This window comes from Candidatus Hydrogenedentota bacterium (genome assembly GCA_035450225.1).
Classification (GTDB): Bacteria; Hydrogenedentota; Hydrogenedentia; order Hydrogenedentales; family SLHB01; genus DSVR01.
The window spans coordinates 91,802-111,582 of record DAOTMJ010000010.1 but is presented as its reverse complement, the minus strand read 5'-3'; the positions used below and the strand labels follow the sequence as shown (position 1 = coordinate 111,582).

Genomic DNA, 19,781 nt, shown 5'->3' with positions numbered 1-19,781 from the left:
AACCCCTTCTTTATTTTGCCGGTCCACAGCTTCTGGGTCCACAGCCGCTAGCGCCAGGCCCGCAACCCTTCGGGCCACAGCCACCGGAGGAAGCGGCTGTCAAGGACGCGACGAGCGCATCCTTGGTGGTTGCGCCGTTTACTTTGGAAATGATGGAGCCAGGCGGGGCTATGAAAGCGGTAGTGGCTTCCGTCGTCTTGGGATCAATCTTGAGTTTCGTCAGGAATGGCTGTTCGGCAGCGGCAGCGGGGTCAATCGTTACCACCTCGGTTAGCTTTGCATATTTCGCGTCCGCCTTAAAGTCATTTACGCCCTTCATGGCTGCATCGTTGGACGTCGTCGTCCCATTTTGAGCACAAACAAAAACCAGCTTGCCGTCCTGTAAGGCCTTCATGCACTGCTGTTCCGCTTCGCTTGCGATAGAGTCTTGCAGTTGCGGGTCTTTAAGCTTTTCCCCGAAGTATGCGCCCGTAATGGCTCCATTGGGTGCAAAGGCCAACACAATGGGCATCGGGGCTCTGGCCAACTGAAACTTCTCGACCGTGTCTTTTTCCGCCGCGTCGCCGCGCTTGATGAAAGCCAAGTCGGCCTTATCGCCGAGCTTCGCTGCGGCGGCTTCGAGAACGCGCCTAGCCGTCGCGGTTTCCTCGTTCTCACTCTCGGAGACGAAGAGGAACAGATGCCTCTTTGCCTCCGCCGCCTTCTTGATTGCTGCTTGCGCGACACTCTCAGACGGTGCACTCGCAGGTACAGCCTTTGCCTCGGAAGCGGGCGCAGGAGCACTTGCCGGTTCATCCGCTGCCGCCGCTGTCCGGCTCTGTTGCGCCACGAGCAAGAAAGCGCTCCCCAGCACCGCCAACGCAACTACTGCCACTACAATCTTCTTCATCTCGACATCTCCTCGTAATCCATGTTCAAGAGTTTCAGGGTGTCCCCGAAGGACTCGCCCCTCAGCAGCAAGCATCCTTCTTATAACGCGTGCACAAAGCCTTGAGATCTTCCTTTATCACCGCCTTCAGGCGCTTGGCGTCCGCGGAGACAACGGGGAGCTTGACCAGCGCTGTCTGCGTCCATTTCAGCGTGTCTTGAACGAGTACGGGCGCTTCTTCGCCCGACAGACGGTAGTAGTGCCATTTCCCGTTCTTTCTGCGCTCGACCAGGCCTGCCTGTACGAGAATCGCCATATGCTTGGAAACCGTCGACGGGGCCAACCCAAGCATCTCGATAATCTGGCATACGCAGAGTTCGCCGCTCCGTAGAAACATGAGGACCCGCACCCGCGATTCGTCTGCGAGCGCCTTGGTTATGTTGAGAAAATCACGCATTGTCAATACCTCATTTCGCCATTTATCGAAGTATATGCCCCCAACGGCACTTTGTCAAACAAGAACCGTGTGCGAGACTCGCGTGTGTCAGAAGGTCATTTCGCCGGCAGAGACTCCGGTAGGCTTTCGACGAACCCTCGTATCTCATCGCGCACCCTGCGATAGATGTTCAAGGCATCCTCTTCCGTCGCCGCGTTCTTGGCCAGTGCAGGCGGGTCATCGAAACCGACATGAACCACTTTGCTCTTGCCGGGGAAGAACGGGCAGTTCTCGTGCGCATGGCTGCACACGGTCACGACGTAGTCAAATGGAGTCTCCTTGACCTCGTTGATGTGCTTTGAACGGTGGTGCGAGATGTCGACACCGGCCTCGGCCATCACTTTCATGGCAATTGGGTCGAGACCATGTGTCTCGATTCCTGCAGAGTGTGCTTCTATTGCTCCGGTCCTGAGATGCTTTGCCCAGCCTTCGGCCATCTGGCTGCGGCACGAATTTCCGGTGCAAAGGAAAAGAATCTTCGTGGCTTCCGACATATTGCTAATCCTCTATGCGGTGCAGGACTTGAAGGCGCAATCCGTCCCTTTCAAATCCTGCAACCGGAGCCGCACCGGCAGTCGGAATCTTTAGATAGACAGTCGCTACACCGACTCGTCAATAATCCTAATCAGTGCCTCCTCGACTTCGCGAGCGACTCCCTGGAGTGACGGCGAATTGAACAGGGCGATAAGTTCGGTTGGTTTGAGCGTGCTGACCTTTACCTTCCCATGTTCTTCATAAACGCAGATGCGGCATGGCAAGGCATTGGCTATGGACATATTCGTCTCCAGCACAGCCTTGGCTTTGACTGGATTGCAGACCTCAAAAATCCGACATGCCGCATCGAAACTCACCCCTTTGGCTTTCATCCTCTCTTTGAGATCATGAACGGCAAGTACACCGAAGTTGTTGGCTTGCGCAGCGGCCTCAAGTCGCTTGCATACATCTTCGAGATTCTTCTCACTTTCCTTCACGTACAGCATACGAGTTCCTTTCCGGCCATCCGTCTCGGCGGTTGGCGTGTTTTGCCGGTGTGGGCCTATCTTTCAAAGTACTTTAGGTGCGGCAGAACCGACTTCTCCCAATTATCCGCATCGTTTCCGCTGCTCTCGCCACACTGAGAAGATGGAGAACAGGCAGGATTTCCTTGTGGCGTTCTTCCAGTTGGACAGCAAGCAGCACCTGACTCTCCAGTGAGCAACTGCGCACCCGCAAGGAGCCCCGCTTTGACGATGAGTTCGGCAGGAATAGCTTCATAAGTTTTGCCATCAACCGTTACCGTTCTGCATTGTGAGCCTCCGCAAGCAGAACCGCACACGCTCTGGCCACTCTCGGCCGAAAGCCACTTCTCGAGCGGCTCTTCACCGATCCAAATGCGATTTGATTCGAGCGGCCCTTTGAGGAACATGGCAGGACTGAGTGCCTCTTTCTCGAAGATGACATTTATGCCGAGTTCTTTGAGGGAGCGCTTGAGCTTCCCGACTGCGTTCCCTACCGCTGTTTCGGTCAAACCACAGCGATCACAGGTTTTGCCGCTTTCGTCCACGAGGCGCTGCCAACGAATCTTCAGTACTTTCATCGTTTCCTTTTCGCTCGAGTCGTTCGCCCGAAACTCCGCGCAACCGGTCAGCAGTCCGATGCAAACGATCATTCCGATGTATCGTTTCATCTTTCTTTCCATCTTGTCTCCTCTCGGGCGGAATTTGACAACCGCCAGTCTTGTGAGCTACGTGCGGTCAGTTAGCCAGCCTCGGACGAGGCGGAAGGGATTTTCGGCTTAGTCGACAATTGCCTTCCTCCACCAAGTAACCGCAGTCCATTGAAGATAACAAGTAGCGACGCTCCCATGTCCGCAGCGATGGCCATCCACAGGGTTGCGAGGCCGCTCAAGGCAAGAACAATGAACAACAGTTTCAGGCCTAGCGCGAACACGATGTTCTGCTGAATGACCGCAAGCGTGCGGCGCGAATGCCGGACCAGCCAGGGGATCTTGCTCAGGTCGTCAGACATTAGAGCGATGTCCGCCGTTTCGATGGCGGCATCGGTACCGGCCGCACCCATGGCGATTGCCAAGTTGGCCGCCGCCATAGCCGGAGCATCATTTACGCCGTCGCCGACCATGGCAACGCGCCCGTACTGACGCGTCAGGGACTCGACGGCCTGCACTTTGTCTTCAGGCAGCAATTCGGCCCGGAACTCGTCCACGCCGCAGGCATCGGCCACAGCCCGCGCCGTACCCTCGTTGTCTCCCGTTAGCATAATGGTCCGCTCAATACCCGCTGCCTTCAAGTCGCGTAAGGCTGCAAGGCTTTCGGGCCTCAATGCGTCACCGACGCTGAGCATGCCACAGACATGATGGTCGTTCCCGACAATAACCACCGAATGACCCGCATCCTCCAGGGTCAGCGCCTTCTCATGCATCTCAGGGGATTCTGCCCCTTTTTCGTGAAGCATCCGGTGACTGCCCAGCCAGAACAGACGGCCTTCAATGTACCCTTCAGCACCCTTTCCTTTGATCGATTGAAAACCATCGACGGTCAGTGGCTTCAGATTTCGCTCCATCGCCTTGCGCACAATAGCCCGCGCCAGTGGATGGTCGCTCAATGTTTCCAGCGATGCCGCCCGCTGCAGCAATTCATCTTCAGAATGGTCATTCAACGGGATAATCCGCTGCACTTCCGGTTGTCCCCGTGTTAGAGTTCCCGTCTTGTCGAATGCGATCACCCTGAGCCGCGCAGGGGCTTCCAAGTACATTCCGCCCTTGATAAGCACACCCGCACGTGCCGCCGCGCTTAATCCGGCGACAATGCTGACAGGCGTAGAGATGACGAGCGCACAGGGACACGCGATAACCAAGATGACGAGGGCTTCGTAAATCCATTTATCCCACGCGCCTCCCAAGAGAAGCGGGGGGACGAGTGCTATGGCCAACGCCAGAACCATCATGGCAGGCGTGTAGTACCGTGCAAACTTCTCGACCCACTGCTCCGTGGATGCACGCCGGGACTGGGCCTCCTCGACCATGCGGATGATTCGGGCCAGTGTTGTGTCCGTTGCTGCTTTGGTTGTCCTGAACTCGAAGGCTCCGTCCTCGTTGATGGTTCCCGCGAAAACTTCCTGGCCCAAATTCTTTGAGACAGGCATAGATTCCCCCGTGATGGGGGCCTGATTGACGGAAGTGGAGCCCTTTGTTAGGACTCCGTCGAGCGGAATCCGTTCGCCGGGCCGGACAACGACTGTCGCGCCCACCGGCACATCCTCCACGGGCTTCTCTTCGATGTCACCGTCTGTGGGGCAGATAATCCGCGCACGCGGAGGCGAGAGATTCAACAGAGCGCTGATGGCGCGCCGCGCCCGTTCCACACTCCACGATTCCAGCAAGAGCGCGATGGAAAACAAGAACGTTACCGTGGCTGCCTCGAACCACTCGCCAATCGCCATGGCTCCCAAGGCAGCCACCGTCATCAGAAGGTTCATATCCGGTCGCATCCGCCGCGCCGAAGCGACTGCCTTGGGAAAAATGAACCACCCGCCCATTATGGCCGCCGCGACATAAGATGCAATGGACACCAGAGGAAAACGATGGTCCCCGCCTTCACCGGTAACAAAAGCGTCTGTCAACCCGTGCGTTGCTGCGTGAATCAGGAACCCAAACACACAGGCGATGCCGCTCGCTACGGCCATAGCCATCCTGCCATGGCGCTGCCAGAAACCAGCCGCGCCGGACTGTTTGGGTATTTGTTGCCCCCAGGGAACCGCCTGCATACCCGTCCGAGCGACTGCCTGGACGATCGCGTCTTCGGGAACGCCTTCTTCCGGCAGGTCCACTGTCATCTTGCCGTTGATCAAATCGAACTTGACATTGCCATCCGCGCCCAACAACGGACACACCTCGCACTTGAGCGCTGCTACCTCCTCGGCGCAGTCCATTCCTCGAATCCTATAGGTCCGCTGTCTCATGGGCCTTTCCTTTCAGCAAGCATTATACAGATACCCGTTTTGTTTCTGTTGGATTCACCGATGTCTCCATTCGTAGACAGACCAGACGGTAAATCCCAGACAGCCTAGCCAGAGCGGCAAAAAGACAATCGGGATATGCACGTAACCTGCGGTGGCGATCCTGTACCGCGCCCATACGACGCCAAGACCAAGCGATATCACCGTGATTCCACCGCACCACAACGCCATTCTACGGGCGGCACGCTGGCGTTCTTGGTCCTTGCTCAATCGCGTCTTGGGCTTTGTGTTCGTTGTCGAGTTTCCGTGAGGCAGTCGCATAGTCTTACCTCCACGGCTGCTTCCTTCTTGATATAAGCAGCGCGCATTCGGTTATCAGTCAGCTATCACCTCTGCATGTTCCAAATGCTCCTTGTCTGCGTCGTCCGCTAGACGGTCATCCTTGCGGTGCCAGAGGCGGTAGAGCGCCGGTAACACGATTAGCGTAAGCAATGTCGAAGAAATAATTCCTCCGATTACGACGGTAGCCAGCGGCTTCTGGACCTCGGCGCCCGTTCCCACGGACATGGCCATGGGCACGAAGCCGAGCGAAGCCACGAGGGCGGTCATCATGACCGGCCGCAGGCGCGTGAGCGATCCCTGCAAGATCGCGTCCTCCAGTCCCACGCCCTTCATGCGAAGGTGGTTGATGTACGTCACCATGACCAGACCGTTGAGTACGGCCACGCCGGACAAAGCGATGAACCCCACTGCCGCGGAAATGGAAAAGGGGATACCCCGCAACCAAAGTGCCGCGATACCGCCCGTCAACGCAAGCGGCACGCCGCTGAAGACCAGTATGGCGTACTTCGTCGAGTTGAATGTTGTAAACAAGAACAGGAAGATCATAAAGAAGCAGAATGGCACCACGATCATCAGCCTCTCGCGAGCCGCCAGCAGGTTTTCGTATTGTCCGCCCCAGACGAGCCAAGTGCCCGGCGTTAGCTTGACCTCCGAATCGATGCGTTTGCGCACTTCCGCTACGAAGGAACCTAGGTCTCGCCCGCGCACATTGGCCTGCACCACGAGCCGACGCTTGCCGTCTTCTCGGTTGATCTGGCCAAGTCCCTCCGTAAGCGACAGAGTGGCGATGGAACCGAGCGAAATCGTTCCTTGGAGCGTGCTGCCTGCTGGGTCTCGGCCCATGACTCCCTGTGGTTCGGCAGGCATGCCCTCTGAACGCGGCAAGGGAACCGGTAGCTGTTCCAGCGCATTGAGATTCGAGCGAAGCTCCTCCGGCAACCGTACGACGATGTCGAACCGGCGGTCTCCCTCAAAGACCAGCCCCGCTTCGCGTCCGCCGACCGCTGTGGCGACGATGTCTTGCACGTCGGCCACATTCAGCCCATGCCGCGCCGTTGCCTTCCGGTTAATGTCGATGCTTAAGGATGGGAAACCCTCGGTCTGTCCGGCCTTCACGTCGGCAGCGCCAGGAACGCTTTGTACGATCTGGATAACCTGTTGCACGATGGGCGCGATCCCCTCGAAATCGTCACCGAACACCTTTATGGCCAGATCGCCACGTACGCCCGCTACGAGTTCGTTAATTCGCAGTTCGATGGGCTGGCTATACTCGAAAAGGTTACCGGGAATTGTGGCGACCGTCTTGCGGATCTTGTCCACGAGGTCGGCCTTGGACATATTTGGGTCGGGCCACTGCTCGCGCGGCTTGAGGATCACGTATCCGTCGGAGATGTTTGGCGGCATGGGGTCGAAGGCCACTTCCGCGGTGCCGGTCTTGGAATACATCAGGGCGACTTCGGGCAACGCGGAGACAGCTTTCTCCACATTGAACTGCATCGCCTGCGACTGGGTGAGCGACGTGCTCGGGATGCGCAGCGATTGAAGGCTCATGTTGCCCTCGTCGAGCTTGGGCACGAACTCCTGGCCCAGCCGCGTGAAGAGCATCAGCGACCCCGCAAAGATGATGACAGACGCCAGCATAACGGCCCAACGCAACTTGAGCGTCCAACGGAGCGCGGGGGCGTACAGCCACTTGAGTCCCGAAACGATCCAGCTTTCCTTCTCTTTGACCTGGCCGGTGATGAAAATGGCGACCATGGCCGGCACAAAGGTCAGCGAAAGAACAAAGGCGCCCACCAACGCACAGATGACCGTTAGCGCCATCGGGTGGAACATCTTGCCCTCGACGCCCGTGAGCGCCAAGATTGGCAAATACACCGTGATGATGATCGCCTGGCCGGCCACGGAGGGCTGAATCATTTGCTTGGTGGCGGTGAAGACCTCGTGAAGCCGTTCCTTGCGGGTTAGCGTGCGTCCAAGATCGCGTTGCTTTTCCGCCATCATGCGGAGGCAGTTCTCGACAATGATCACGGCGCCATCGACGATCAGGCCGAAGTCTATGGCGCCCAAGCTCATCAGGTTACCGCTAATCCCCAGCCGTGTCATGCCGAAAGCGGTCATGAGCATGGCCAGCGGAATGGCCATAGCCGTTATGATGGCCGCACGCACGTTGCCCAGTAGCGCGAGTAGCACAACAATGACCAGAATGGCCCCCATGGACAGACTGTGTCCAACCGTATTGATCGTTTTGTCCACGAGTTCCGTGCGTACCAACACCGGGCGCAACCGGATGTCCGGCGGCAGACTCGACTGGATACCGTTGACTTTTTCGGTCACACTGGCCGCTACCGTGCGGCTATTGCCGCCGAGCAGCATCAGCACGGTTCCGACCACTACTTCCCGCCCGTTCTGGCTGGCAGCGCCTGTGCGCAGTTCCTTGCCCATGCCCACGGAAGCCACGTCCCGCACGTAAAACGGCGTACCGTCCTTCGATCCCAGCACGATGGCCCCGATGTCGTCGGAAGTGCGTACGCGCCCGTCGGCGCGCACGTTGAGGGCCTCGCCCTGGTGCTCGATGAAACCCGCCCCGGTACTGGCGTTGTTGCGTTCCAGGGCTTCGACAAGGTCACTCATCGTGAGTCCATAGGAGACCAGCTTCATCGGGTCGGGTTGCACGAGATACTGTTTCTCATAGCCGCCGATAGTATCTACGCCGGCCACATCCTTGACGGTCCGGAGTTGCGGCTTAACCAACCAGTCCTGCAGTGTGCGCAGATAGGCCGCCAGTTCAACCTCCGTCTTGAGGCGTTCGCCTTCGGGCGTCAGATAGGAACCGTCGCTCTGCCAGCCCGACGGACCGTCCGTGATGGCGCTGCCCTTGCCGTCGGGATGCTCATACTCGATGACATAGACGTAGACTTCCCCGAGACCCGTGGTGATGGGTCCCATGCGTGGCTCGGCGCCGGAAGGCAGGCTCTCGCGCGCTTCGGCCAGACGCTCCATGACCTGCTGACGGGCAAAGTAGATATCCACCTCATCTTCGAAGATGGCTTCGACTTGCGAGAACCCATTGCGCGTCAGCGAGCGCGTTGACCGGAGGCCGGGAATGCCGGCCAGCGCGGTTTCGATGGGGAAGGCAATCTGTTTTTCGACCTCGCCCGGCGATAACGCCGGGTAGAGCGTGGTTATCTGGACTATCTTGTTGCTGATGTCTGGCACGGCATCAATGGGCAGTCGCAAAAGGGAAAAGAATCCAAGCACGGCCGCGCCCGCTGTCAGTATCAGCACCAACCAGCGATGCTGAATGCTCAATTTGATCACATGACTAAGCATGAATAGATGTCTCCTGGTGAGAGTCTTCGTTTTTCTAGTGGCCGCTGCACGTTTTGCCTTCCATGATTCCCTTGGCGATCTCCGCTTTGATGACGAAGGCGCCCTCCACCACGATACGCGCCCCTTGCTCCAGGCCTTTCACGATTTCGACATGCGTGTCGTTACTGCTTCCCACGGTCACAGGCGCGGGCACGAACCCCTTGTCGGTTTGGACGAAGACACACGTGGCTCCTTCGAATGTCTGCAAGGCGGTCTTCGGCGCCACGACGGGAACAGTCTTTGTCGTTTTGGTGGACACAAACCCAGTCACGAATTGTCCGGGCCGCCATTGGCTCGTCTCATTCGGAAGCACAACGCGCGCAATGGCAGTGCGGGTCTCTTCGCCCACAATCGGACCCATGTAGTCAACGGTAGCGTCGACCCCGTCGGATGGATTTTCCCCCGCGCTTATGAGTACCTGCTGGCCCTTCCGAATGGAAGGGATATCCTTCTGGTACACGCTGAGATTTACCCAAACGGTAGTCAAGTCCGCTATCGTGAAGCAGGGTCCGTCGTCCTTGAGCGATTCACCGAGCGTGATATGCTTCTCAATCACAGAACCATCAAATGGCGCGGTGATTTCGTACCGGGTGTAGGAAATGTGTGATTGGCCCGGAATCCCTTTTAGATACTCTTCCGAGAAGCCCACGGCGTGCAATTGTTGTTCGGCGCTCCTCACGCTAATGGCTGCTTCCGCCATGGCCTGCTTCGCGGACAGATAGTCCTGTTCGGCGGAAATCTTCTTTTCCCAAAGGCCTTTTTCTCGCTCGAAGGTTGCCCTGGCCAGAGACTCGCGCTCTTTGGCGGAAAGGTATTCGGCCTTAATCGTGGCCAGTTCACGACTCTCCAGTACCGCCATGACTTGGCCCGCTTTCACCTCATCGCCAACAGTTGCCAGGGATTCCCGAACAACGCCCGCCACGCGCGGAACCACATGCGCAACGCGATCAGCGTTGAGCCTCACTTCACCGGGCAAGGCCAACTGAACCGAAATCTCTCCCGGTCCTGCTTCAACGACTTGGACGTTGTTGGCCTTGATTTGTTCTTCGGAGAGAACGGCTATATCCGCCTCCTCACCGTGGCCGTGGCCATCGTCTGCGGAGTGGCCCCCTTCGGCCTTGTCCGTCTCCTCGCCGTGGCCCTTGTTACAGAGCTTGCATTCTGCTTCCGGGACTCCGTGCTCCTCACACATTGGGCCCTTCGAGCCGTGGTTGTGGCCGTCGTCTGCGGAGTGGCCATCTTCGGTTTTGTCAGCGTCCGGTGAAGCATGATTGTGGCCGTCCTCGGCGGAGTGACCCTCCTTGGCCTTATCGGCCTCCTGTGCGCCATGGTTGTGGCCATCCTCGGCGGAATGACCTCCTTCGGCTTTATCCGCCGCTTGGGGGACAGGTTGGATTTCATCGGCGTGGGGTTTCGCTGAAGCAGCGACGTGGCCTTCGTACAACCAGACGGTCATGCTTCCCACAAGGACTACTGCCGCAAGAAGGGCAAATCCAATCTTGTATCGCATGGTTACTTCTCCTCTTTTTGGGGTGACTTCAGTTCTTCATTGCTCCACAAGGGATCACCGGTGATACGCTCAATCTCGGCGGCGCTCTGGTGGTATGTTGCCAAGGCATCCAGATACTGTTGCCTTGCTTGAAACAGGGTTCGTTGGGCGTCCAGAACGTCTAGATATCCAAACTTGCCCTGAAGGTAGGCTTCATTGATGGATGCAAACGTCTGCGTGGCCGCGGGCAGGATGCTCTCGTTGAGCGACGTGATGGCCGTGCGAGCAGCGGAAAGACTCTGATACGACTCCGTGAGGGTCGCATGGACCTGAACATCCGTGGCCCGCCTTTCCTCGCCAGCCTTTGCCATCAAATGCTCGGCCTCCTTGATGGACCCTTGATTGCGGTTGAAAAGTGGAAGCGGCACGGAGAATCCCAACACTACCGAGTTGTCCCAGTTGCCATCTGAGCGGCTGCTTTCACTTGAGCGGGAGAGTCCATCCGAACCGAAGCCAAATCCGCGAACATCTGAATCCGGCATGCCCGTCGAACGGAAACCGGCGTACACCGTAAGGTCGGGAACCGCCTTGGACCTCTCGACCGAAATAGCCGTCTGCCGTTTCTCGAGTTCCGCGCGCCAACGGGCCAAGTCGGGGTTCTTGTCCGTTCGCTTGACCAAGTCATCCAACATGGGAATAGTACGAACGATATCCAGGTCACCTTCGGCGCGCTCGAAATTTGCCTCTTTGTCTCCCCATAGCGCCGCGAGCCGGGCTCGCGCGGAATCGAGCCCGCGTTTAGAGCTCTCAGCCTGTACGCGCGCCACCGACAGCGCCGTCTCGGCCTTCGTTGCCTCCAATGGCGAGACGCGTCCCGCATTGACTCGCGCCGATACGGTCTGCAGGACTTGTTCCGCAAGCTGGACCAGTTCGTCGTCCAACGCCACACGTTGCTGCGCAACGAGGACTTCTACAAACCCCTGGGCCACCTTCTTGAGTATGTCGGCCCGCGCCACTTCATAGTCCCAGGCGACCACGTCTCGGTCGCGGGCGGCCAGATGCATTCGTTTGGCGCGCTTGCCGCCCAGTTCTATGAGTTGTGAGAGCGAAACGGTGAACTGCGCCTCCGAGAATCCGCCTCGAGCCCCGCTTTCGGATTCCCGGTCCATCTGCGTGGTCAGACCATTGGCGGACCAACCAGTGGTGCGGCGTACGGTACGCGTTCCCGGACCACGCCCCAAGCGGACGTCTTCGGCCTCAATCGTCAACTCGGGATTCGGACGAAGCCGGGCTTGAAGCTGCCGGGCTTCCGCGGCACGGATGTCCCAGGAAAAGGCGGCCAGATTCGGATTCCGCTCCAGTGTCAAGGCAATCGCATCGGCCAAGGTTAGAACGCCGATACGCATATCCACCGGTGCGGTGGAGGCTGAGTCGGTGACTGCGGCGTCCGTTTCTTCGCTCAAGGCCGGCAAAACCGTACTCATGCTCGCCACGCCTATGGCTAGGTATGCGAACGAAATGCGTGATAAAACGTATCTGCGAAGCATGTCGCTTGTTCCTTTCTTAAGGTTTGCGTTGTTCATTCTGGTAGATAGGTTCGCGGTGGACATGGCCTTTGTGACGACTAACGAGCCTATACCCGACGACCGGACCTCTTTCTTCAGCCTGTTCCAGCGCAATTGCCTTGTCCAGACTCTCTATGGCCTGTGCGATTCGCGTACGGGTTTGTGAGGCATTGTCTTTCCACATGTCATCCAAGAACGACAAGGTCTCCTTGCGTTGCCTATTAAGTGTTCTCTTCACTTCCTTGCCGTGTTTGGTCCTCTGGCTGTCTGATTCGCTGTGCTGTGACTCGGTCTCCTGCAAAGCATACAGTGCTTGCGCCATAGCACCCTTGATGGCTGCGTCCCACTGATCGCGTAACGCACGCGCTTGCCGTGGGAGCTGAGCTTTGAGAGATTTCGCTTCATCCTTCAAACGCCACAGCGCCACACTGTTCTTCGTGTCTGTTTCCTGCGGGGACTGCTGTGCGATACGGGTCGCGGATGCCTGAATCTGGTCGAGCGCAAACTCGATGGATGCTCTCTGTCGCTTGATCTCCGCATCGGCTGTTGCCGTCAGGGTTTGTGCCTCTCGACGATAGACTTCGCGAACGGCCTCGTGTCCCGAATGAGCGCACTCCGGGACGGAGACATTGCTGGATACAAACGTCATGGCGAACGCGGACAAGACGCAGTCACTACTTGCAGAACTGGCTGAGGCGGTAGTCGGCGAGAATGATAGCAGAGCGCCGATCAGAGCGGCGGCGAGCGAACTCATCGCCCATCCGACGCCTTTTCTTTCTGTGAGGGATGGATGTTTCATGGCTCTTCTCCTTGTCTCCAAAAATTCGTTGTCGATGTGCCTGGTTGACAGGCGTGAATTGATGGTAAAACGATGCCAGAGAATGCTGCCGCCATGACATAAACGTGAGTCGGGAAACAGGATTTCTGACAGATGCACGGCTAGCGTGCGGGGAGGGGAGAAGGAGAAATCAGATCCGGAGGATGGTAGTGGATACCGCGATCAATGTGTTATCGGCGTGTCCACCCGACTGAAAAGAAACTGCGGGAAGGAGGTCCGACGCGACTGTCGAGCCTATGTTCGCTGGTAGGACCGAGGTCAAAACCTTGAACGTGCCGGAGTGCCTTGCTGGTGTTGCCGAAGACACCATCGTCCCACTGAGGGGGATATCCAGACACGAACCACATCCGGCGGAATCGGCGTTCCTGTCGGCTGGTGATTCCGTTCTACCCGCAGGCAGGTCCGGACAGGATGTGCAATCTCCAGCCTGCGCCAACTCTATTGCGGTGTGGTCGCGCGCGATACAGAGCACGGTACCTGACACACCCATGACCATCGTGAGAACGACGGCCAATATGCTCAGGCCCGAAAACAATACTCTGTTCAATCGCGAAAACATGCAAATCAACCTTTCACGCATCTTAATTCTACACTGTTCGTTAACCCTTTTCAAACGACCCATATTCCCGCAGCGTTTCAGAATCGTCAATATCAGCGTCACGGAGGATCGAATTCATTGCGTCTCGGACATGGCCTTTGCGGCACGCAGTCGTTTGTAAGCCTCCGTGGAAAGCCAGCCCGTAACCACGCGTTGGAATGACTTGTCGTTCATGAAGCGCGCGAAGATGTCTTCGTTCTGGTCCATGCGTTCCACGAACAGGGTTTCGAGCAGGTTCTTGAACACCAGTTCAAACTTGTCGCCGGGGTTCACCGCCGCCGCCTGCTTGAGCGCCTCATCGGCAATCGCGGCCTCGACGATTTGGTCAAAGAATAACTGATCCGCTTGATTGAAATCGGTGCCAAACCGTTCGTTGACAATATCAATCAGGCGCGACAAGGGGACCGCCTCTTCACGCACCATTCCACTACCCACTTCGGTCGGGCCGTCCAGCGGTTTCGCGATGCCGTCCTTGAGACTGATAGAGCCTTCGCTGATCTTCTGAAGCCGGTAGTATTCCAGCCGTACTTCGTCGTCGAAGTCATAGCCTGGTCCCGTGGCGCGTCGCGGCAGTTTTGCCGCAAGGTGCCGGAGGAACACATAGAGTCGTTCAAGGTCAGAGTCCTGATACGGAATGACCTGGCTCAGAAAACCGTAGAGGTTCCGGAATGCTTGCGTTTTACCGCGCCAGAGTTCCGCCTCATCCTCGTCCTCTTGCTGCAGATGCTGGAACCGTTCGACGGCCGGATCGAGCGCCGCATTCATCGCCTCGTGGTCGGCGGGGCTTTGGCGCTGCCTGGGTTTGAAGTATATCCCGCAAAATCGCTGGACCTCCTCGGCAAGATAGATGCCGGAAGCATCCAGTTCTCCCTTGATTTGGTACATTCGCGCCGGGTCTACCTGCTCGCCCATCTCCGCGCCTTCATAATAGACCTTGAACGCCTCGCGGATCTCTTCGGGGTCGTTTACGAAATCGAGGATGAATGTATCTTCCTTTAGCGGATGAGTCCGGTTCAGCCGTGACAACGTCTGCACCGCCTGGAGTCCTGCAAGGCGTTTGTCCACGTACATCGTGTGCAATAAGGGCTGATCGAACCCGGTCTGGTACTTTTCGGCAACTAAGAGGACCTGATACTCGGCCGTGCCGAACCTCTCCGGAAGTTCCTTTTCCCTGATTCCGTCATTCATCCCTGCTTCCGTATACGTGACATCGGGCAGTTTGTCGTCCTGGACGGCTCCGGAAAAGGCCACCAGCGTCTTGATGGGATAGGCTCTCTGCCGGATATAGTGGTCAAAGGATTGCTTGTAGCGCACCGCTTCCAAGCGCGATCCCGTCACCACCATCGCCTTTGCCCTGCCGCCGATTTTGTGGCGCGTCACGGCATGGAAGTGCTCCACCATGACTTCGGTTTTTTGCGCGATGTTGTGGGGGTGCAGTTTAAGAAACCGCGCCAGCGCCTTGGCCGCCTTCTTGCGTTCGACATTCGGATCATCTTCGCATGCCTTCAGCAGCCTGAAGTAGGTCGCGTACGAGGTGTAGTTTTTCAGCACGTCAAGGATGAAGCCCTCTTTGATGGCCTGCCGCATCGTGTAGCGATGGAAGGGGGTTCCGTGTCGCCCGAACACGGCCAAGGTCTTGTGCTTGGGCGTTGCCGTAAACGCGAAGAAGCTGATATTGGCCTGACGCCCGCGCTTGGCCATGCTGCGGAACAGCTTCTCCAAATGCTCCTGTCCCTCTTCAGCGGCCTTGCGTTTGGCCGCCTCGCGCAGGGCTTCGCCGCCCAAGACTTCCTTGAGGTCGGTCGCGGATTCGCCGCCCTGCGAGCTGTGCGCCTCGTCGATGATCACAGCGCAACGCCGCGTCGGCAGCGCGCCCGTGCCATCCTCGCCCCGTTCCTCGGCCATCTTGAGCAATTGGCGTGAAACAAACGGAAACTTCTGCAACGTCGTGATGATAACGGGCACGGCGTTTTCCAGCGCTTCGGCCAGTTGGCGTGACCGTTCATCAATCTTCTGTACCACGCCCCTCTTGTGCTCAAACTGGTAGATCGTGTCCTGCAATTGCTTGTCCAGGACGACCCGGTCGGTGATGACTATCACCGAATCAAATACGCGATGGTTCCCGGCGTCATGCAACGACGCCAGCCGATGGGCGACCCAGCCGATAGTATTGCTCTTCCCGCTGCCCGCGGAATGCTCTATGAGGTAATTGTTGCCCACGCCCTCACGCCGCGCCGCATCCACCAGTGTTCGTACCGCCTGAAGCTGGTGGTATCGCGGGAAGATCATGGTCTCTTTCTTGACCTTCCGCCCATCGTCGGTCCGCTTTTCCTCGACTTGCAGGTGAAGAAATCGGGCCAGCATGTCCAGCAAGCTGTCGCGCTGGAGGACCTCTTCCCACAAGTATCCCGTGCGGTAAGTGCGGCCGTTGGGGTCGGGCGGGTTACCCGCGCCGCCATCACACCCCTTGTTGAAGGGCAAAAAGTGCGTCGCGGTTCCGGCCAAGCGCGTGGTCATGAACACGGCCTCGGTGTCCACCGCGAAATGCACCAGCGTCCGCCGCCTAAACTCGAAAATCGGCTCGCGCGGATCGCGGTCATGCCGGTACTGCCACAGGGCGTTTTCTACGGTCTGCCCCGTGAGCGGGTTCTTCAGTTCCGCCGTGGCGATTGGAATGCCGTTCAAGCTCAGGGCGACGTCGAGGGAGTGCTCGGAGCGCGGCGAGAAACGCAACTGCCTAGTAATCCCAACCCGGTTCGCGGCATACCGTTCCTCCAACTCCGGGTTCAGTTCATGCGCGGCTTTAAAAAATGCAACGCGCAACGTCCGCCCATAGCACTTGAACCCGTGCCGCAGCGTGGCCAACGACCCATTCGTGTCCATCCACTTGCACAGGTCCGCAAGCACCTGTTCCCCGGTGGCCGCCCCGTGCAATGCCTCCAGCTTCGCCCATTCCCTTGGCTGCGTTTCCCGGATGAATGTCAAGGCCGTCTCGGGAAATATCGCTCGCTCCCTGTCAAAGCCTTCCGGCGGCACACTGACGTAGCCATGCGACAACAAGCATGACTCGATGACCGTCTCGAACGCTTTCTCGCTGGTTTGGCTCATGAAGTGGCTCCGCTCAGAAGCATCTGTGCGTTTCCCGTGCGCCGTTCGAGTAGGAAACGAGCGCGCTCGATGCGAAGCATCTCGAAAGGAGTGATGCAGCGAACGCCCAGGCCGATGCATACGTTCGGAATCTTCACCTTGCGCGCTGATGGCGAAGGAACCTCATGCGTTACCACCGTATGCCCGTGCGCCAGCGCATGGGCCACGAGGTAGTAATCGGCCACCTGCAAGAACGTGTTTACGGCAGCGGGATCGTAGTGCTGCTGGGTAACCCAGTTGCTCACGCGGCCAAGGGTTGTCAGAAGCGCCGCATCGGCAGGCAAGAAGAATTCCACGCCGTGCAGAGTTGCCCATTCGGCCAATTCGTCCTCGCCTGCCTCAATCTCGTCGCCTACTTTTTCGATGCTGAACACATTGCCGTTCCGGTTCTCCACTTCGAGCCATTCCCAAAACGCCGGACAGAAATCGAGACCGTAATGCAGATTCTTCGCCTGGATGAATACGTTGGCATCAAGGAGGTAAGCCATCAGGCGTATACCCCCACGTTGCGGCCCATCTCGTTAAACGTCTCCACCTTCGCCACGCCCAGCATTTGAAACGCGTCGCGATACAGCGTGTGGCCTTCCAGCGTGCTCACGACGAGCGCGCGGGCAAAGCGTTTGCTGACCCGGGCCGCCTGTGTGAGGTAGAAATCGCCGCCGCCGCTGCTCTTCGACATGACGGCGCGCAGCCGCGCGATCTCCTCGCTATATGCCTCCTGGAACTCGGGGCGCGTGATTCCTCCGGCATCGAAAACCCGCCGCAGGACGACCAGCGTGCTCACCTTGAAACGGCGCGCCAAGCGCCTGACCTCGGCGTCGAGTTCCTCATCCCGGCGGAATTCGTCACGAACCAATTGCAGGGGCGCGAGCAATTCCGCCGCGACGCGGTTGCACCACGCTTCCACCGCATGATCGGGAACGGCATACGCCCCCGCGTCCGACAAAGCGGATTGGCCAATCCAGATGTGCGCCAGTTCATGCGCAAGCGTGAACATCTGCGCCGCCTTGGTGTCTTTTCCATTGATAAAGACCAGCGGCGCCAACGGATCGGCCAGCGCAAAGCCCCGGAACTCTTCCGGATCGAGCGGGCGGTGCGTATTGTTGCGGACTACGCCGCTGCACATCACGAGCACGCCCAGTTCGTCCGCCTGTTCGATGAAACGGCGCAAGGCGTCCGTCCAGGTCGGACAGGACCGCCGCGCCTCCAGATCAAATCCCAGCGCGGTCCGCATGGCGTTTGCCACGGATTCCACGGAATCGGCGGTGCTGACGGACCCCACAAAGGCGCGCGGCGCTTCGCCCGTGACCCGCGCGAATTCCTGGTACCACGCCTGACGTTGCTGGCAGGCGTACACCGTTTCCAGCAGGTGTGGGCTGGGCTGCGCCATGGGCCGGTCGCCCAAGGTCCGGAAATCCGGAATCGGCAATGCCTCCTCCGGCGGGGCAGACAGAAACAGATAACCAACCGGCGTATAGGTCGCCTTGGCGAGCGCCTCCACCTGCTTCAACGTCGGAAGCGTCTCGCCGCGTTCCCACGCGTCGAACTTCGGGAAATGCTCGGCGAAATACGTGTCCGGCCTTCCCGAGCGCTCACGCGCCCAGCGAAGCATCCGCGCCGCTATGTTGACTCGATTCTGTTCCATCACACCATGTTCATTTTTCTTCTGCCCCGGCTCCATGCCAAGGCGGGAATACTATCTCGCAGATTGTTTAGTTTACATCAACTTACCTGAATCCGCCGAATCTATCTGCCCCGTCACCGCCGCCGCGATCAGCGCCGCACGTCGCTCCTTCAACAACGCTACCGTCCGTTCCGTGGCGGAACGCAACGCGTCCAGCTTGCCGGTCTCGCGCTCGATGTGCGCGACGATGGCTTCCTGGTCTTGCTTCGGAGGCGCAGGCAACCAGAATCCGAGAAAATCTTCCGAATATAGCCGCAAGAAACCAGAGCTTCCTGTTCCAAGTCCTTTTGACGCAGTACGAAAAACGGTTTGTAGCAATGATGTCTTGAAAAGAAGCGTGAAGTATTCAGGGTATGCATCTTCTGATACCTTGAATACGGCATAGTCGGGACTCACCAGACCATCTTGAGGGGCTATCGCTACAAGGCCGCTGCTGGCGCGCATTCGGTTGATCACGATCTCACGGGTAGAGCACTTCTTGTATCCAATAAGTTCTTCGGAACGCGTTGTCTTCTCGGACACATCATTATGTGGAACCAATCCGAGTTCCATCCTCAACGAAAGTAATTCCTCGTCGCCGGTTTCCGAGCGTTCATCGCGTTCAGTGAAGAGCCACTTCGCACGTTTTGTTTCCCAATGCTTCGGGATTTGTCCGAGCCAGGGGAGGCCGGAATCGCGAAGGGGGGCGTTGGGGTTCAGGCCGCGGGTGACGGCGCGGGTGATGAGCGCGCGGCGTTTCTCCGCCAACAGTTCGAGCACCCGTTCCTTCGCCGCCACCAACGCATCCAGCCGCCCCGTCTCCCGGTCCAGATAATCCGCAATCGCATGTTGCATCTCAACTGACGGCACAGGCAGGACCATCAAGCCGATGGCGTTCTTTGGAATCCCGAAACGTGTAACCCCATTCGCCGCCAACTCAAGTTGCACACGGATGGGCTTGGCCTGCAGACAGCGGAAAAGGAATCTTCCATCAAGCACACCACTGCGCGGGCGCAGAATGGCAAGATGGTAGCCGCAAACCAAGTCATCATCGGTCTCAGTTACGAGGGCCGGAACGCCTATGTCGTCCCACGACTCAGAATCTTTTGTGATAACCACGTCCCCTACGCGGAGGTGGAATTTTTCAATCTCACCAGCGGTCGCGGTGCTCTGCATGAAGTCCATGCTGAGATTGATGTAGTCGTTGTTGTAGACGTCGGTGTAGTTGCACAAACGGACCGGCAGTTCGTCGTCTGACGGCACTTTGTCAACGTTGCTGACCGTATAGTCTGCGACAGCACGGAGGGGTTTTGCCTGCCAAGACCGGGGCAAAGCGGCGAGGCAAGAGGCTAGAGCGCTCATACTGCCACCTCCAATTTCGCCGGTCGGCTTGTACATATTGGTGAATTGCGCCACAAATACTTATTAAATAACGACTTACAACGCGTT

General features: G+C 58.0%; 14 protein-coding genes. All 14 read right to left on the bottom strand.

What is annotated here, in order from left to right; translation table 11 throughout:
• Positions 1-10: 10 nt before the first annotated feature.
• Entirely contained in the window at positions 11-889 is an 879-nt protein-coding gene (locus P5540_08205) for a hypothetical protein (protein HRT64799.1), read from the bottom strand.
• 61 nt (positions 890-950) lie between these two features.
• The gene (locus tag P5540_08200; protein ID HRT64798.1) at positions 951-1,325 is read right to left on the bottom strand and encodes a metalloregulator ArsR/SmtB family transcription factor; all 375 of its coding nucleotides are present in this window, start codon (positions 1,323-1,325) and stop codon (positions 951-953) included.
• A gap of 95 nt (positions 1,326-1,420) precedes the next feature.
• Positions 1,421-1,858 carry an arsenate reductase ArsC gene (locus P5540_08195; GenBank protein ID HRT64797.1) on the bottom strand — a complete coding sequence of 146 codons (438 nt, stop codon included), beginning with the start codon at positions 1,856-1,858 and terminating at the stop codon, positions 1,421-1,423.
• 105 nt (positions 1,859-1,963) lie between these two features.
• Complete coding sequence (locus P5540_08190; GenBank protein HRT64796.1) at positions 1,964-2,344, bottom strand: DUF302 domain-containing protein; 381 nt, start codon at positions 2,342-2,344, stop codon at positions 1,964-1,966.
• A gap of 56 nt (positions 2,345-2,400) precedes the next feature.
• The gene (locus P5540_08185) at positions 2,401-3,042 is read right to left on the bottom strand and encodes a DUF2703 domain-containing protein (protein ID HRT64795.1); all 642 of its coding nucleotides are present in this window, start codon (positions 3,040-3,042) and stop codon (positions 2,401-2,403) included.
• Between the two features lie 59 nt (positions 3,043-3,101).
• A complete protein-coding gene (locus P5540_08180) occupies positions 3,102-5,321 on the bottom strand; it encodes a heavy metal translocating P-type ATPase (GenBank protein ID HRT64794.1) in 2,220 nt (739 codons plus the stop codon).
• 372 nt (positions 5,322-5,693) lie between these two features.
• Positions 5,694-8,993 (bottom strand): CusA/CzcA family heavy metal efflux RND transporter, encoded by a 3,300-nt coding sequence (locus P5540_08175; GenBank protein HRT64793.1) that lies wholly within the window; start codon positions 8,991-8,993, stop codon positions 5,694-5,696.
• 34 nt (positions 8,994-9,027) lie between these two features.
• Positions 9,028-10,542, bottom strand: a complete 1,515-nt coding sequence (locus P5540_08170) for an efflux RND transporter periplasmic adaptor subunit (protein ID HRT64792.1) — start codon at positions 10,540-10,542, stop codon at positions 9,028-9,030.
• Between the two features lie 2 nt (positions 10,543-10,544).
• A complete protein-coding gene (locus P5540_08165; GenBank protein HRT64791.1) occupies positions 10,545-12,005 on the bottom strand; it encodes a TolC family protein in 1,461 nt (486 codons plus the stop codon).
• A 79-nt stretch (positions 12,006-12,084) separates the two neighbouring features.
• Positions 12,085-12,885 carry a hypothetical protein gene (locus P5540_08160; protein ID HRT64790.1) on the bottom strand — a complete coding sequence of 267 codons (801 nt, stop codon included), beginning with the start codon at positions 12,883-12,885 and terminating at the stop codon, positions 12,085-12,087.
• A gap of 712 nt (positions 12,886-13,597) precedes the next feature.
• Positions 13,598-16,630: a DEAD/DEAH box helicase family protein gene (locus P5540_08155; protein ID HRT64789.1), complete on the bottom strand. Its 3,033-nt coding sequence runs from the start codon at positions 16,628-16,630 to the stop codon at positions 13,598-13,600.
• The gene (locus tag P5540_08150; protein HRT64788.1) at positions 16,627-17,157 is read right to left on the bottom strand and encodes a DUF4411 family protein; all 531 of its coding nucleotides are present in this window, start codon (positions 17,155-17,157) and stop codon (positions 16,627-16,629) included. The genes P5540_08155 and P5540_08150 overlap by 4 nt, the downstream gene beginning before the upstream one ends.
• The gene (locus tag P5540_08145; GenBank protein ID HRT64787.1) at positions 17,157-18,314 is read right to left on the bottom strand and encodes an ImmA/IrrE family metallo-endopeptidase; all 1,158 of its coding nucleotides are present in this window, start codon (positions 18,312-18,314) and stop codon (positions 17,157-17,159) included. Before P5540_08145 ends, P5540_08150 begins: the two co-directional genes overlap by 1 nt.
• A gap of 72 nt (positions 18,315-18,386) precedes the next feature.
• Entirely contained in the window at positions 18,387-19,694 is a 1,308-nt protein-coding gene (locus tag P5540_08140) for a restriction endonuclease subunit S (GenBank protein HRT64786.1), read from the bottom strand.
• Positions 19,695-19,781 lie beyond the last annotated feature (87 nt).

What these genes read in the sequence shown, in the direction of transcription:
- P5540_08140 (HRT64786.1), bottom strand. Translation starts at nt 19,694, where the DNA reads ATGAGCGCTCTAGCCTCTTGCCTCGCCGCTTTGCCCCGGTCTTGGCAG.
- P5540_08145 (HRT64787.1), bottom strand. Translation starts at nt 18,314, where the DNA reads ATGGAACAGAATCGAGTCAACATAGCGGCGCGGATGCTTCGCTGGGCG.
- P5540_08165 (HRT64791.1), bottom strand. Translation starts at nt 12,005, where the DNA reads ATGAGTACGGTTTTGCCGGCCTTGAGCGAAGAAACGGACGCCGCAGTC.
- P5540_08205 (HRT64799.1), bottom strand. Translation starts at nt 889, where the DNA reads ATGAAGAAGATTGTAGTGGCAGTAGTTGCGTTGGCGGTGCTGGGGAGC.
- P5540_08185 (HRT64795.1), bottom strand. Translation starts at nt 3,042, where the DNA reads ATGGAAAGAAAGATGAAACGATACATCGGAATGATCGTTTGCATCGGA.
- P5540_08160 (HRT64790.1), bottom strand. Translation starts at nt 12,885, where the DNA reads ATGAAACATCCATCCCTCACAGAAAGAAAAGGCGTCGGATGGGCGATG.
- P5540_08200 (HRT64798.1), bottom strand. Translation starts at nt 1,325, where the DNA reads ATGCGTGATTTTCTCAACATAACCAAGGCGCTCGCAGACGAATCGCGG.
- P5540_08155 (HRT64789.1), bottom strand. Translation starts at nt 16,630, where the DNA reads ATGAGCCAAACCAGCGAGAAAGCGTTCGAGACGGTCATCGAGTCATGC.
- P5540_08170 (HRT64792.1), bottom strand. Translation starts at nt 10,542, where the DNA reads ATGCGATACAAGATTGGATTTGCCCTTCTTGCGGCAGTAGTCCTTGTG.
- P5540_08190 (HRT64796.1), bottom strand. Translation starts at nt 2,344, where the DNA reads ATGCTGTACGTGAAGGAAAGTGAGAAGAATCTCGAAGATGTATGCAAG.
- P5540_08150 (HRT64788.1), bottom strand. Translation starts at nt 17,157, where the DNA reads ATGGCTTACCTCCTTGATGCCAACGTATTCATCCAGGCGAAGAATCTG.
- P5540_08175 (HRT64793.1), bottom strand. Translation starts at nt 8,993, where the DNA reads ATGCTTAGTCATGTGATCAAATTGAGCATTCAGCATCGCTGGTTGGTG.
- P5540_08180 (HRT64794.1), bottom strand. Translation starts at nt 5,321, where the DNA reads ATGAGACAGCGGACCTATAGGATTCGAGGAATGGACTGCGCCGAGGAG.
- P5540_08195 (HRT64797.1), bottom strand. Translation starts at nt 1,858, where the DNA reads ATGTCGGAAGCCACGAAGATTCTTTTCCTTTGCACCGGAAATTCGTGC.